Source organism: Rhodococcoides fascians A25f (genome assembly GCF_000760935.2).
In the GTDB taxonomy this organism is placed as follows: domain Bacteria; phylum Actinomycetota; class Actinomycetes; order Mycobacteriales; family Mycobacteriaceae; genus Rhodococcoides.
On sequence record NZ_CP049744.1, the window covers coordinates 5,450,142 to 5,463,298 of the forward strand.

A 13,157-nucleotide genomic window follows, 5' to 3' on the forward strand; every position below is an offset into this window, starting at 1 on the left:
TGGGGATCCGTGCGAGAGGTTTGTCGTGTGAACACCGGTTGGCAGTATTCCCCCGCGCCGGTCGCGCGAACGTCAGGGGTCAACTGCCTCGTCAGTGGGTTGGTCGGTGTCGTCACCGTCGTCGGCGCATCGCCTCGCGCCGGGACTGTGCTGCTCGTGTTGGCGGTGTCGTGGTGTGCCCTCGGCATCTACATGATCGCGGCCGCGCCGGTCCTTTCTCGACGCCTCTACCTGGCAATGCACCTGTCGGGTCTGACGAGCATCGCCCTGTTCTGCACCGCGGCGGGCGGGGAGATTCCGGCCATGTCCGGAATCTTCCTCCAGCTACTTCTGGTGACGCCGGCGTTCATCGTGCTGCCCAACCGCATCGCCCGGCGCACGACGGTTCTCAATGCCGTCTACATCGCGTACTTGGGTGCCGTCGTCGGCGATATCCATCCCGCCCTGGTGATCAACGCCCAACTCGCGCTCGTCGCCATCGCGATCTCCGCGGCCTGGGTCCAGAGCGTGGCCTCGACCTCCGAGATCGACCACCTCACCCAACTCGCGAACCGACGACGCCTCACCCGAGAGTTGGACGCTCGGCCGGGAACGGTGGCGAGCGGAAAGATCGACGCCATTGCGGTGGTGGACATCGATCGCTTCAAGGTGATCAACGACGACCACGGTCATGCGGCCGGTGATCACGCACTCGAGATCGTCTCGTCCGCGTTGCGCAACTGCCTGCCTCCGCAGTATCTGCTCAGTCGCTCGGGCGGCGACGAGTTCACGGTGCTGTGCATCACTGGCACAGCCGCCGAACTGCGCGACGCCGTCGATCGCGTTCGGACGCAGCTACCGAAGGACCTGACGATTTCGGTGGGTGTGGCCAGCAGGCAGGACGGCGAAGCCGCCCGTGTCACCCTCGCGCGCGCCGACCGAGCGCTGTACGAGTCGAAGAATCTCGGGCGAAACCGAACCACCGTCCACGAGTAGGTCAACGCGAGACGCCGACCTTGCGAAACAGCAAATCGATGATCGCCCGTTTCGACGCCTTGTCCTGCGGGTGTGTGAGCATGGCTTCGACGACGAAGACGATCATGCGGGTCGTCGGTTCGATCTCGGAGTCACCGACCTCCTCGCTGCGCAGCTCGGCGGCGATCCAGTTCTCCCACAAGGCATGGAAGTCGTTGTGCCATTTGTCGATACAGGCGGCCGTCGACGTACGGGAGTGCACAGTGTCGACCAGTCGGTGGTACTTCTCGAGCTCGTTCACCACCCAGAGAACCCGATCGTTCACTGTGAGCCCCGCGAGCGCGGCGAAACGGTTCAGTGCGTCGGCATGAATGTCGTTGAGCACGCCGACAAGCAGTTCGTCCTTGTCGCCGAAGTACCAGTAGATCGTATTCGTCGTCACTCCGGCAGCGGCGGCGATCCGCCCCATCGGGGTGTGCTCGTAGCCGTCGTTCACGAACAGCGTCCGAGCAGCGTTCACGATCTCGGAGCGCTTCTCGGCGCGATCGACCGGTCGACGGTTACGAGGCATCGACCCATCGTATCTTGATCGGCAATCAAGACAGTGCTAGCTTCTTGAATGCCGATCAAGGACCCGGAAGAGGACGACCGTATGAGCGCCGAGCAGCAACCCGAATACCGCCGTAGCGACGAATGGTTCGATTCGGAGGGAGTCCGGTGCGCCGTCGCGGTGTATCGACCGACCGGCACGTCGGTCGACGCTCCGGCCGTGGTCATGGCCCACGGATTCGGCACCCCGCGCGCAGTACGCCTGTATGCCTACGCCGAGGTGTTCGCCCGTGCCGGCTACGCGGTTCTCGTCTTCGACTACCGCCATTTCGGCGACAGTGACGGACAGCCGCGTCAACTCCTCGACATCGGTAAACAGCTCGTCGATTGGACCAACGCCGTCGCGTACGCCCGGACCCTGGACGGCATCGACTCCACCCGCATCGTCGGTTGGGGTACCTCCTTCGCCGGCGGGCACGTGCTCACCAGGGCAGGTGCGGGAGAGAATTTCGCCGCCGTGATCGCACAGGTTCCGCACGTCGACGGATTCGCAGCCGTGCGCGCGACCGGACTTCGGCGCACCGTTCGAGTTGCTCCATCTGCCGTGGTCGACCAGGTTCGAGCACTGCTCGGACGCTCCCCTCGCTACGTCGAATCAGTGGGTGCTCCAGGGGATGTCGCAGTCATGTCCACCCCCGACGCCGCGCCCGGTCGCGACCTGCTCCTCGCCGAGTCCGGACTGAAGGCCGGGGACTACCCGGAAACCGTTGCCGCACGGGTCCTTCTGCGAATCGGGCTGTACTCGCCGGGCAAGACCGCGTCGAACATCGCATGCCCGGTCCTGATGCAGATCATGTCCGAGGACGCCGTCACTCCGGCGGCGGTGGCAGAGAAAGTCGCGCGCACGATCTCCGACGTGACCGTGCACATCCACGAGGGTGGTCACTTCGACCCGTACGTGCAGCCGTTGTTCCCGATCATCGTCGAGGAGCAGCTCGAGTTCCTGAAAAAGACTGTGCCGGTGGGCTGAGTCTGTCGATACTAGGACTCAGTGTCAGTCAGCGGCGCAACGATATTGGCGAGCATGGTGGCGATGGTGGCGACGACCACGCGGCGCTCGGCCGCATAGCCGCTCTGGTACCACGTCATTGCGGTGTGGCTGATGCCGCCGATGGCGGCGGTCGCGAGCAGGTCGACATCCATATCGGGGCCCGACGGTACATCGCCCGCGAACGTGCGGAGGTAACCGAGCAGCAGCGTCCCGAATTGCTGCATCACCGTCAGGTAGGTCTGCTCCACGCGAGGGCTGACCCCGAGCACCTCCATCCACACCACCCGGGCGAGGTGCGGGTCCTCGACCACCCGAAAGAACGGTTCGAGCAGCTGCTCGGCAACGGCCCTGATCTCGCTGCCCGAATCCACCTCCGTGATGGTCTCGGACACCGAGTCGGTCAGCTGTGCAATACATTCCGCGTACACCGCGAGCAGTAGATCCTCGGTCTTGTCGAAGTACTGGTAGAAGTGCCGATCGGCGATCTTGGCCTCGCGGCACAATCCGCGCACGGTCGCGGCTCGATACCCGATACTGCCGAACACCCGCAGTCCCGCATCCAGCAGCTGCCTCCGCCTGCGGTCGTCGCGGTCGGCCGCGCTCTCACCGCCGTAGGCGCGGCCGGCTGCTTCGGACACTGTGCTCATGACCGTCGGGCATCCAGTTCGGCAGTGAGCCGGATCAATTCGGCGTCCCGCTCCATCGTGGCATCCATGATCGGGTTGACGATGCCGCGCAGTATCGAGATCGGAATCCAGCGACCGGGCACGGCGATTCGCGGAGCTCGCCGTCCGATACCTCGAACAGCCACGCGGGCGAGCTTGTCGGGGGTGATCGGGCGGAGCAGCGGCGTGGGGAAGGCGCGGGCGGTCATGGCTGTCGCGACGTCGTCGCCGCCGAACGCGACTTCGGCGATCGGCGTCGCGACCCATCCCGGATACAGCACTCCCGCCGTCGCTTTCGTGCCGGCCAGCTCCGTACGCAGAGCACGGCCGAGCTGTTCGACCGCCGCCTTCGACGCCGCATAGGGCGCATTCGCCAGGCCGTTGAGGTACGCGTAGGTAGACGAGGTGAGTAGCACGTAGCCCCCGGACTCGACGATGTGCGGAAGGGCGGCACGCACCGTGTTCCACACGCCGATCAGGTTGACGCCGATGACCCGCTCGAACACGCCGTCCTCGATCGATCGAACGGTCGATGCTTGTGCACCGCTGGAGATTCCAGCGTTGGCCATCACGACATCGAGCTTGCCGAACGTGTCGATCGCGACGGCGACGGCCGCGTCGAGCTGCTCCCGCACGGTGACGTCGGCGTACGCGATCGCCACGCGTTGGTTGCCCAGCTTCGCCGCCACCGACTCGAGATCGGTCGACTCCATGTCGACCAGAACGATCGAGGCACCGCGTCGATGCAGTGCGGTCGCCACGGCGGAACCGATACCGCCTGCCGCTCCGGTGATCAGCGCTACCTGTCCGGTGTGCTTGCTCATGCCGAAACCTCGTCCCGTGTGGTGGTCACCGTCGGTGCCATGTGAATGTGGTGCTCCTGCGGGCGGAAACGCTTGGCCCACCGGCGGAACGTGAAGCTGAATCCCGGGAACATGGCAACCACGTGTCCGGATTTGGACTGGTACCAGCTGTGGCAGCCGCCGTCCTTCCAGACGGTGCCTTCCATCTCGCGATGAATGGTGTCGGTGTAATCCTGCTCGGCGGCGGCAGTGACCTCGATGGCCGTTGCACCCGTCTGCTCTACGGCGTCGACGGCCCGCACGATGTACTCCATCTGTGCCTCGATGAGGAAGATCGCGGAAGTGTGCCCGATTCCGGTGTTCGGTCCGGTGACGACGAACAGGTTGGGGAAGCCAGGAATCGTGGTCCCGAGGTACGCGCGCGGGTACGGATCCCAGACGTCGGACAGGGCCCGGCCGTCCCGTCCGATCACCGGGTACGAGATGACGCCGTCGGTGGCGTCGTATCCCGTGGACCACACCAGCAGATCGACATCGACGTGTTCGCCGGTGGTGGTGACGATTCCGGTTTCGGTGATCTCCGAGATGCCGTCGTTCTTGTCGTGCAGAGTGACGTTCGCCTGCCCCAGCGCGGGATAGAGCGTGTTGGACAGCAGAACCCGCTTGCACCCGATGACGTAGTCCGGGGTGACCTTCGCACGAAGCTCGGAATCCGGGACCTGAGACTCGATGTGCTTCACCGCAGTTCGCTGCGCCACCGCCTTCAACATCGTCCGTGAGTACTTGAAGCCGAGGATGCGAGTTTCGAGACTCCAGTAGATCCCGGCGCGGACCAGCCTGCGGATCGGTTCCAGCTTCAGCAGCCTGCGCTGCAACGGCGTGAATTCGCGATCGTGACGTGGCATCACCCAGTGCGGAGTGCGCTGGAAGACGTGCAGCTGCGCCACATCGGGTTGGATCGCGGGAATCACCTGCGCCGCACTGGCACCACTGCCGACGATGGCTACTCGCTTGCCTGCGTGGTCGTATTCGGTGTGCCAGTCGTTGGTGTGGAACTGGGTGCCCTGGAACTTCTCCCGGCCGGGGAACGGCGGTATGACGGGTGTACTGAGTGGTCCCGACGCGTTGACGACGAACTTCGCCGCGTAGTCGCCTCGCGAGGTGGAGATGGTCCAGTGGTCTCCCGCCCATTCGATCTTCCGGACGTCGGTGTCGACATGCGTTCGCGCCGGCAGACCGTTCGATTCGAGAACGTGGTCGGTGTACCGCTCGAGCTCCTCGCGTTCGGCGAACATACGCGACCACTCGAACGGTTCGGACGCGATCGAGTACAGCGGACTCTGCACGTCGACTGCCGCCCCCGGGTAGCGATTCTGCTTCCACGTGCCACCCAGGAAGGATCGCCTCTCCAGAATGACGAGGTCGTCGATGCCTCGATCGAGCAATGCCTTCGCTGCGCACTGGCCACCGAAGCCACTGCCGATGATCACCACGGTGTGAATATGCATGCTGACGAACCCCTCCTGCACGAAACGCAATCCGATGATGCGCGTCATCACTTTAAAGTGATGACGCGTGATTCCGCAATGGTTTCGGCAGTCGATGTCCCCTTCGCCGGACGTCCACGTGAGAGGGCCACAATGGGTGAGTGCCTCTTGCGATCACGTACGACGACGTCGTCGACGCCCAATCACGTATTGCCGGCACCGTCAGACCGGTCACGATGATCGCGGCCGAGCCCCCGAACCTGCTGTTCGCGGCCGAGTTCATGCAGCACACGGGAACCTTCAAGGCACGCGGAGCCGTCAACTTCGTCACGGCGCACCGGCAGGCGGGAACGATGCCCGACGCGGGGATCGTGATCGCGTCGGGAGGAAACGCAGGGTTGGCCTGTGCGTGGGCGGCGACGAAGTGCCACGTGCCTGCGACCGTGTTCGTGCCCGCCACGGTGCCCGAGTTCAAGAAGGCGAAACTGATCGCCCTCGGCGCAGACGTTCGAGCCGTCGGGACCGAGTACGCGCAGGCGCTCGAGGCCTCGATGGACCACGCCGCGCACACCGGCGCTCTGGTCTCCCACGCCTACGACAACCCGCTGATCGCTGCGGGGGCCGGAACGCTCCTGCTCGACATGCTGACCGCCGACGCGTTCGACACCGTCGTGGTCTCGGTCGGTGGAGGCGGACTGTTCGCCGGCATCGCGACTGTCGCGGCGCAACGAGGTGTTCGGGTGGTGGCCGTCGAACCCGAGAAGTGTCGAGCCTTCGCAGCGGGGCTGGAGGCAGGTTTCCCTGTCGACGTACCGGTGGACTCGATTGCCGCAGATTCCCTGGGCGCGCGCCGGGTCACGCCACTCGCACTGACTGCGGCCGCGGCGTCGGACACCACCTCCGTACTCGTCGACGACGACGCCATCGTCGAAGCGCGACAACACCTGTGGGATTCGCGGCGCCTCGTCGTCGAGCATGCGGCTGCGGCTGCGGTCGCTGCGATCAGAGCGAAAAGATACGAACCGAAACCTGGCGAAAAGGTCGCAATCATCCTCTGCGGAGCGAACTCCGATCCCTCCGACCTGGGTTGACACCGGCCGAGAAGCCGAGGCCGGTAAGCACCGGGCAGCACACCCTCGACGGGGAAGAATTTGCGAATCTTCGGACCGGGGTCGAGACCGGGACGAGAACCCCCCGTAGCGTTGGACGCATGTCGCGATCACCACGTAACCGGAAATCCCCCGCCGCTCCGAGAAAGCGAGCCTCTTCCGCACTCCAGGCCGGGCACCTTCGCGTGATCGCAACCGGCGGTCTCGGCGAGATCGGCCGGAACATGACCGTGTTCGAGTACGACGGAAAACTGCTCATCGTCGACTGCGGCGTCCTGTTCCCCGAGGAGCACCAGCCCGGCGTCGACGTCATCCTCCCCGACTGGAGTTGCATCCGCGACCGTCTCGACGACGTCGTTGCGATCGTCCTCACCCACGGACACGAGGACCACATCGGCGGCGTCCCCTACCTGCTGCGCGAGCGTGGCGACATCCCCGTCATCTCGTCGCGGCTGACACTGCACTTCCTGGCGGCCAAATTCGACGAGTTCAAGGTCTCGACCACGCTGATCGAGGTCGAGGCAGGGCAAACGCGCCAGGAAGGCCCGTTCGAGCTCGAGTTCATTGCCGTCAACCACTCGATTCCCGACGGTCTGGCCATCGCCATTCGTACCGACGCCGGGCTGGTGCTACACACCGGCGACTTCAAGATGGACCAATTCCCGCTCGACGGTCGGATCACCGACCTCCGCAGCTTCGCACGCCTCGGTGAGGAAGGGCTCGATCTCCTCCTCGTCGACTCGACAAATGCCGAGGTTCCCGGGTTCATGGTCTCGGAACGCGATCTGGTCCCGGCCATCGAGAAGGTGTTCCGCGAAACAACGGGACGCGTGATCGTCTCGAGCTTCGCCAGTCACGTACACCGAATCCAGCAGGTACTCGACGCCGCGCATGCGCAAGGCCGCAAAGTCGCGTTCGTGGGGCGATCGATGGTGCGCAACATGAAGATTGCGACGGATCTGAGCTACCTCGATGTACCCGACGGGCTCGTCGTCGATCTACCGAAGCTCAACAGGCTTCCGGCGAACAAGATCACCTTGATCTGCACCGGTTCGCAGGGCGAGCCCCTCGCGGCGCTGTCGCGGATGGCCTCGGGTGAGCATCAGATCAAGGTGGGCGACGGCGACACCGTGCTGATGGCCAGCAGCCTGATCCCCGGAAACGAGAACGCGATCTACCGCGTCATCAACGGTCTCGTCGACAAGGGTGCACGCGTGGTGCACAAGGGAAATGCGAAGGTGCACGTCTCCGGCCACGCCAGTGCAGGCGAGTTGGTCTACTGCTACAACATCCTCGAACCCGCCAATGTGCTTCCCGTACACGGTGAGTCGCGGCACCTGCGCGCCAACGCCGATCTCGCGATCAGGACCGGCGTTCCTCGCGATCGCGTGCTGATCGCCGAGAACGGCAGCGTCATCGACCTGTTCGACGGCGTCGCGCAGATCACCGGAAGCGTCCCCATCGAATTGATCTACGTCGATGGCAGTGCCGTCGGCGGGGTTACCGAGGATTCGCTGGCCGAACGTCGCCTGCTTGCGAACGAGGGCGTCCTGACCGTCATCGCGATCGTGGATCCCGACACCGGCCTGCTGGTCGACGACGTCGACTTCATCGGACGCGGGTTCGCGCACGAGGCCAACGCTTTCGACTCGTTGGCCAAGGCGATCGGTAAGACTCTGACCCGCGAGAGCGACGTCAACGTTGCCTCGCGAGAGCACATCGAGAAGCGCATCGTCCAGGAATCGGCCCGGTGGGCCAAGCAGACCCTGGGCCGTCAGCCCCTCATCGTCCCGGTGGTCGTCGACGGCTAGAGCACGTCTTCTCAGTGGCGAGGTGACGTGACCACAAGAAAGCCGCGTGTAGAACGGCTCCTGCCCGGTACGCCAGTCCCCGCCCGATCCGAGCAAATTTTGCGTTCGGCCCCTGTAGATGGTTCCGGCCCCTAGAGTCGTTTGGAAAGCTCCGGTAACGATCCGGAACTTAGACCGGGGGGTCTCGATGGGGAAGTACACGAAATTCGGCCGTCGGTATGCGACGGTGGTCGCTGCGGTTTCACTGGTGGTGTCGGGCGGGCAATGGTCGGCGGGTGCCGATCCACTCGGCGATTTCCAGAACCCGCCGCGCACCGCCGAATCGATCGCCGCAACACCGCTCGACGATCCGTGGGTCGTTCCGCCGCCCGGATACGAAATGGCCGCCCCCGGAACAGTTCTGCGAACCCGCAGCGTCACCGTCGGACCACTTCTCACCCCGGTCACCACCACCCAACTGCTGGTCGCCTCGACCGACGCGAAGGACCGCCCCGCTGCCATCGTCACCAGCGTCATCGTCCCCACTGCGCCGTGGACCTCGCCCGGTCCGCGCCCTGTTGTTGCCTACAACATGGCCATCGATTCGCTCGGCGCCACGTGTGAGCCATCGTGGACCATGCAACGCGGCATCGCTCCGGAATTGGCACCCGTGCAGCTGCTTCTGGCGAGGGGCTACGCCGTCGTCGTCACCGACCATCAGGGGCCACGCCATGCGTACGCCGTCGGACCGATGGCGGCGCACGCCGTACTGGACGGCCTGCGCGGCGCGGTCACGACCGCCGCTGTCGGCCTCGATCCGACTGCGCCCCTGGGTCTTACGGGCTACTCGGGTGGGGCGATCGCATCGGGCTGGGCCGTGCAGGAGGCCCCGGCCTACGCCCCCGAACTGAACATTGTCGGCGCAGCGTTCGGCGGAACGCCCACCGACTTCGCGCTGCTACGTCAGTCCATGAACGGCAACTTGGCGTCGGCGGTGTTCCTCGCGGCAGCGATGGGCGTGGCGCGCGAGTACCCGGAGATGCTGTCGCTCTACAACGACGACGGGTGGCGGCTCGCACAGACGTCGAAGGACCTGTGCATCGTCGGGATTGCACCGTTCGGACTCGTTGCTCCGATCCGTATCGAGTCACTGTCCATCACTCCCGATGCGTTCAATTCTCCACTGGCGCTCGCGGTTGCTGATCAGAATCGATTGGGAGACGGCGGAACCCCGACGGCACCGGTGTTCCTGTATCACGGACAGCAGGAGTTCTGGATTCCGAAGGAAGGTCCCGAGGCCGTGTTCGACAAGTGGTGTTCACGCGGAGCCGACGTCCGCCTCGAGGAATATCTGGGTGAGCACAGCATCGTTGCCGGCAGCGGAGCTCCCGCTGCGTTCGCGTGGTTGGACGACCGCCTCGCGGGAATTCCGGTTCGACCCGGATGCAGTAGCTTCGGCCGCTAGAGCCGAACCTACTCGCTCCGGGCTGCGGCTCCGCGAGTCGACAACACCTCGGTCAGCTCTTCTGCGTAGGCGAGCTGCCGCCGCAACGTGCGGCAGCTGTCCTCGGCCTTGGTATGACAGTCACGAACGAAAGCCGCGGCCGACGACCTCGCGTCGTCGGTCGCGTTCTCGTCGCCCAGAATGTCTAGGGATTCCAGTAGCTGCTTCATCTCGGCCAACGTGAAGTCGAGGGGCTTCATCCGGCGAATGACGAGCAGGCGTTCGACGTCGGTCTCGGTGTACAACCGAAATCCACCTGCGGAGCGGGCAGAGGGCGTGACCAGGCCTACGTCGTCGTAATGACGAACGGTGCGGATGGACAGCTCGGTCTTCTGAGCTACCTGCCCGATCTGCATGTGTACGCCGTCGTCTGCCATGTGCCGCCTCTCCTCGCCCGAGCGTCCACCCTAGTCAGTGCTCGCCGCCCAGGTTTCCACTGAGACGATCGTGCCGCTCGGTCGACGGCGCGTTCAACCCGACGATCTCCACCGTCTTGCCCTTCGCCGCGTACTTGGTCGTGATGGCGTCGAGGGTCGCCACGGTCGATGCGTCCCAGATGTGCGACTCCGACATGTCGATGACGATGTTCTTCGGATCTCCGACGTAGTCGAATTGATAGATCAGATCGTTGCTCGACGCGAAGAACAACTCGCCCCTCACCGCGTAGACGCGGGTGTCCTCGTCGGGATGAGCCACGTCGACCACCTCGGTCAGATGGGCGACCCGTCTGGCGAACAGCACCATCGCGGTGATCACTCCGACGACGACCCCGTACGCGAGGTTGTGAGTGACGACGGTGACCGCGACGGTGGCCAGCATGACGAGGGTCTCGCTCTTGGGCATGCGGCGCAACGTCTTCGGGTTGATGCTGTGCCAGTCGAAGGTTCCGATGGACACCATGATCATCACCGCGACGAGCGCGGCCATCGGAATGAGCGCGACGATGTCGCCGAGACCGACCACCAGAATCAGTAGGAAGACACCGGCGAGGAACGTCGAGATCCGAGTGCGCGCACCGGAGACCTTGACGTTGATCATGGTCTGACCGATCATCGCGCAACCACCCATGCCGCCGGTGAACCCGGTGACAAGATTGGCCACACCCTGGCCCCAGCCCTCGCGGGTCTTGTTGGAATGCGAATCGGTGATGTCGTCGACGAGCTTGGCCGTCATCAGCGATTCGAGCAGCCCGACGAGGGCGATGGCCAGCGCGAACGGTGCGATGATGCTCAGCGTGTCGACGGTGAACGGCACATTCGGGATCAGGAACGACGGCAGCGAGGACGGCAGTTCACCTTCGTCGCCGACGTCGGGCACGGCCAGCGCGAAGACGAGTGTGACGCCGGTCAATATCACGATGGCGATCAGCGGTGCCGGCACGACGGTGGTGAGCTTGGGCAGGAAGAACATGATGAGCAGCCCCACGGCAACCATCGGATAGACCAACCACGGCACCCCGATCAGGTACGGAACCTGCGAGGTGAAGATCAGGATCGCCAGCGCGTTGACGAATCCGACCATGACGCTGCGCGGGATGAACCGCATCAGTTTGGCGACGCCGAGAACGCTGAGCAGGACCTGCAGGATTCCGCCGAGGATGACCGCTGCGATGAGGTAGTCGAGGCCGTACTCCCGCGCCAACGGGGCTACGACGAGCGCAATGGCACCGGTCGCAGCGGAGATCATCGCCGGTCGTCCACCGACGATGGAGATGGTGACGGCCATGGTGAACGACGCGAACAGCCCGACGCGCGGGTCGACACCAGCGATGATCGAGAACGAAATGGCTTCCGGAATCAACGCCAATGCCACCACCAGGCCCGCGAGGACCTCGGTCTTGAGCCGCCTCGGTGAGCGCAGCGCACCCAGCACCGAGACGTCTTCGACGGCGGTGGCAGGCACCTGGGCAGCTCGAGACACGACAACTCCGTTCGATGGGTGCGAGGGACTGCGACAGGTACGGCGTCCACTCCGCGGGCAACTCTACTCTTACCGGAGAGAAGGTTGTCAATCGTCAGGGCACGACTGGTGAGCTAGATTCATATACGGAGGCACAACAAACTCACTCCTCGATGCAAGGAATGAATCGATGTTCTCGCTCAACAGGCTCTCCTGCTTCATCGCCGTCGCCGAGGAGCTGCACTTCGGCCGCGCAGCCGAGCGGCTGCACATGACGCAGCCTCCCCTGAGCCGGCAGATCCAACAGCTCGAGAGCGAGGTCGGTGTGCAGCTGATCGACCGCACGAGCCGGTCGGTGACCCTGACGGCCGCGGGGTTGGCCTTCCTACCCGAGGCCCGACGCATCCTCGACCTCGCCGAGGGCGCACTGCTCACTGTTCGACGGGTCCCAACCGGCGACCTGGGGACGGTAGTCGTCGGATTCACCGGCGCATCGGCGCATGCAGTTCTCCCGCAGTTGCTCGACGCCGCGCGCGAGAAACTACCGGACGTGAAACTCGTTCTGCGCGAGATGGTCTCGGCGGTGCAGATGGAATCGCTGGCCGTCGGCGATCTGGATCTCGGGTTGGCCAGGCCACCACTCAAGCGACCGGGCATCGCGTCCCGGCCGGTGCTGCACGAATCGTTGATCGCAGCGATGCCCGAGCATCACCCGCTGGCCGAGAAAGACGAACTGTCGGTGGAGGACTTCGACGAGCAGCCGATCATCATGTACTCACCCGTCGATGCGCGGTACTTCCACGAACTGCTGATCAGCACCTTCACCATCGTCGGGGTGTCCCCGCGCTACGTGCAGTACGTGACCCAGGTGCACACGATGCTGGTGCTCGTTCGCTCCGGCATCGGATTGGCATTGGTACCGGAGTCGGCGTCGACCATGCGGCCGGAGGGTGTTGTGTTTCGGCCGGTTCGGACCGTGAAGGAGCGCCCCGTCGAGCTCGACGCGGCCTGGCGCGTGGACAACGACAACCCGGCACTGCACCGCTTCATGACCGATGTGCTGCCGACGCGGGAGTGGTCATGATGCGACGCTGATCGAGTTGCGTGCGGGATGGTGGCCGCGCGAGTGCCGTACTGCGTGGGTTCGTCGGTTGATCAGTCTCTGGGCGGCTTGGTGTCTTTGCCAGCGGCGACGTCACGGAGCCATTGAGGGACCGGCTTGTTGTCATATTCGCGGAGTTTGATGGAGGCTTCGGCGGCTGCGGATCGGACTTTCAACGAGCGTCCGCGGCCTGTGGCGCGATTCTCGGTGGTGGTCATCGAGGGCCCTCCGTCTCTCCGTCAAT

Annotated in this window: 13 protein-coding genes; 6 read left to right on the forward strand and 7 right to left on the reverse strand. The window is 64.6% G+C overall.

Annotation, left to right across the window (positions count from 1 at the left end; genetic code table 11):
* Positions 1 to 27: 27 nt before the first annotated feature.
* Positions 28 to 975 (forward strand): GGDEF domain-containing protein, encoded by a 948-nt coding sequence (locus tag BH93_RS25550; protein ID WP_052064767.1) that lies wholly within the window; start codon positions 28 to 30, stop codon positions 973 to 975.
* Between the two features lies 1 nt (position 976).
* Here BH93_RS25550 and BH93_RS25555 read toward each other — a convergent pair whose 3' ends face one another.
* A complete protein-coding gene (locus tag BH93_RS25555; RefSeq protein WP_037171059.1) occupies positions 977 to 1,525 on the reverse strand; it encodes a TetR/AcrR family transcriptional regulator in 549 nt (182 codons plus the stop codon).
* Positions 1,526 to 1,606: 81 nt separating this feature from the next.
* Here BH93_RS25555 and BH93_RS25560 point away from each other — a divergent pair, with 81 nt between their 5' ends.
* Entirely contained in the window at positions 1,607 to 2,533 is a 927-nt protein-coding gene (locus tag BH93_RS25560; protein ID WP_037171155.1) for an alpha/beta hydrolase, read from the forward strand.
* 11 nt (positions 2,534 to 2,544) lie between these two features.
* Here BH93_RS25560 and BH93_RS25565 read toward each other — a convergent pair whose 3' ends face one another.
* Genes BH93_RS25565 through BH93_RS25575 form a run of 3 tightly spaced genes read right to left on the reverse strand, consistent with a single transcriptional unit; the run spans position 2,545 to position 5,578 of the window.
* Positions 2,545 to 3,201 carry a TetR/AcrR family transcriptional regulator gene (locus BH93_RS25565; RefSeq protein WP_052064766.1) on the reverse strand — a complete coding sequence of 219 codons (657 nt, stop codon included), beginning with the start codon at positions 3,199 to 3,201 and terminating at the stop codon, positions 2,545 to 2,547.
* The gene (locus BH93_RS25570) at positions 3,198 to 4,043 is read right to left on the reverse strand and encodes an SDR family NAD(P)-dependent oxidoreductase (protein WP_037171058.1); all 846 of its coding nucleotides are present in this window, start codon (positions 4,041 to 4,043) and stop codon (positions 3,198 to 3,200) included. The genes BH93_RS25565 and BH93_RS25570 overlap by 4 nt, the downstream gene beginning before the upstream one ends.
* Complete coding sequence (locus tag BH93_RS25575) at positions 4,040 to 5,578, reverse strand: flavin-containing monooxygenase (protein ID WP_242459069.1); 1,539 nt, start codon at positions 5,576 to 5,578, stop codon at positions 4,040 to 4,042. The genes BH93_RS25570 and BH93_RS25575 overlap by 4 nt, the downstream gene beginning before the upstream one ends.
* 92 nt (positions 5,579 to 5,670) lie before the next feature.
* Here BH93_RS25575 and BH93_RS25580 point away from each other — a divergent pair, with 92 nt between their 5' ends.
* From BH93_RS25580 to BH93_RS25590, 3 genes are all read left to right on the forward strand, one after another.
* A complete protein-coding gene (locus BH93_RS25580; RefSeq protein WP_037171057.1) occupies positions 5,671 to 6,600 on the forward strand; it encodes a serine/threonine dehydratase in 930 nt (309 codons plus the stop codon).
* A gap of 119 nt (positions 6,601 to 6,719) precedes the next feature.
* Positions 6,720 to 8,429, forward strand: a complete 1,710-nt coding sequence (locus tag BH93_RS25585) for a ribonuclease J (RefSeq protein WP_052064765.1) — start codon at positions 6,720 to 6,722, stop codon at positions 8,427 to 8,429.
* Positions 8,430 to 8,616: 187 nt separating this feature from the next.
* On the forward strand, positions 8,617 to 9,873 hold the full coding sequence (locus BH93_RS25590) for a lipase family protein (protein WP_037171052.1): 1,257 nt from the start codon (positions 8,617 to 8,619) through the stop codon (positions 9,871 to 9,873).
* Positions 9,874 to 9,881: 8 nt separating this feature from the next.
* Here the strand turns inward: BH93_RS25590 and BH93_RS25595 are convergent, their stop codons facing one another.
* Together BH93_RS25595 and BH93_RS25600 are read right to left on the reverse strand one after the other, a co-directional pair.
* The gene (locus tag BH93_RS25595) at positions 9,882 to 10,289 is read right to left on the reverse strand and encodes a MerR family transcriptional regulator (RefSeq protein WP_032377504.1); all 408 of its coding nucleotides are present in this window, start codon (positions 10,287 to 10,289) and stop codon (positions 9,882 to 9,884) included.
* A gap of 34 nt (positions 10,290 to 10,323) precedes the next feature.
* Positions 10,324 to 11,832 (reverse strand): SulP family inorganic anion transporter, encoded by a 1,509-nt coding sequence (locus BH93_RS25600; RefSeq protein WP_037171051.1) that lies wholly within the window; start codon positions 11,830 to 11,832, stop codon positions 10,324 to 10,326.
* Positions 11,833 to 12,001: 169 nt separating this feature from the next.
* Between BH93_RS25600 and BH93_RS25605 the strand changes: the two genes are divergently transcribed.
* A complete protein-coding gene (locus BH93_RS25605; protein ID WP_037171050.1) occupies positions 12,002 to 12,895 on the forward strand; it encodes a LysR substrate-binding domain-containing protein in 894 nt (297 codons plus the stop codon).
* Between the two features lie 71 nt (positions 12,896 to 12,966).
* On the opposite strand, the gene BH93_RS25610 is transcribed toward BH93_RS25605, so the two are convergent.
* Positions 12,967 to 13,131 (reverse strand): hypothetical protein, encoded by a 165-nt coding sequence (locus BH93_RS25610; RefSeq protein WP_155290821.1) that lies wholly within the window; start codon positions 13,129 to 13,131, stop codon positions 12,967 to 12,969.
* Positions 13,132 to 13,157 lie beyond the last annotated feature (26 nt).

Bases quoted from the DNA above. Each gene is read 5' to 3' on its own strand.
- BH93_RS25555 (WP_037171059.1), bottom strand. From the start codon at position 1,525: ATGCCTCGTAACCGTCGACCGGTCGATCGCGCCGAGAAGCGCTCCGAG.
- BH93_RS25560 (WP_037171155.1), top strand. From the start codon at position 1,607: ATGAGCGCCGAGCAGCAACCCGAATACCGCCGTAGCGACGAATGGTTC.
- BH93_RS25565 (WP_052064766.1), bottom strand. From the start codon at position 3,201: ATGAGCACAGTGTCCGAAGCAGCCGGCCGCGCCTACGGCGGTGAGAGC.
- BH93_RS25570 (WP_037171058.1), bottom strand. From the start codon at position 4,043: ATGAGCAAGCACACCGGACAGGTAGCGCTGATCACCGGAGCGGCAGGC.
- BH93_RS25575 (WP_242459069.1), bottom strand. From the start codon at position 5,578: ATGACGCGCATCATCGGATTGCGTTTCGTGCAGGAGGGGTTCGTCAGC.
- BH93_RS25585 (WP_052064765.1), top strand. From the start codon at position 6,720: ATGTCGCGATCACCACGTAACCGGAAATCCCCCGCCGCTCCGAGAAAG.
- BH93_RS25590 (WP_037171052.1), top strand. From the start codon at position 8,617: ATGGGGAAGTACACGAAATTCGGCCGTCGGTATGCGACGGTGGTCGCT.
- BH93_RS25595 (WP_032377504.1), bottom strand. From the start codon at position 10,289: ATGGCAGACGACGGCGTACACATGCAGATCGGGCAGGTAGCTCAGAAG.
- BH93_RS25605 (WP_037171050.1), top strand. From the start codon at position 12,002: ATGTTCTCGCTCAACAGGCTCTCCTGCTTCATCGCCGTCGCCGAGGAG.
- BH93_RS25610 (WP_155290821.1), bottom strand. From the start codon at position 13,131: ATGACCACCACCGAGAATCGCGCCACAGGCCGCGGACGCTCGTTGAAA.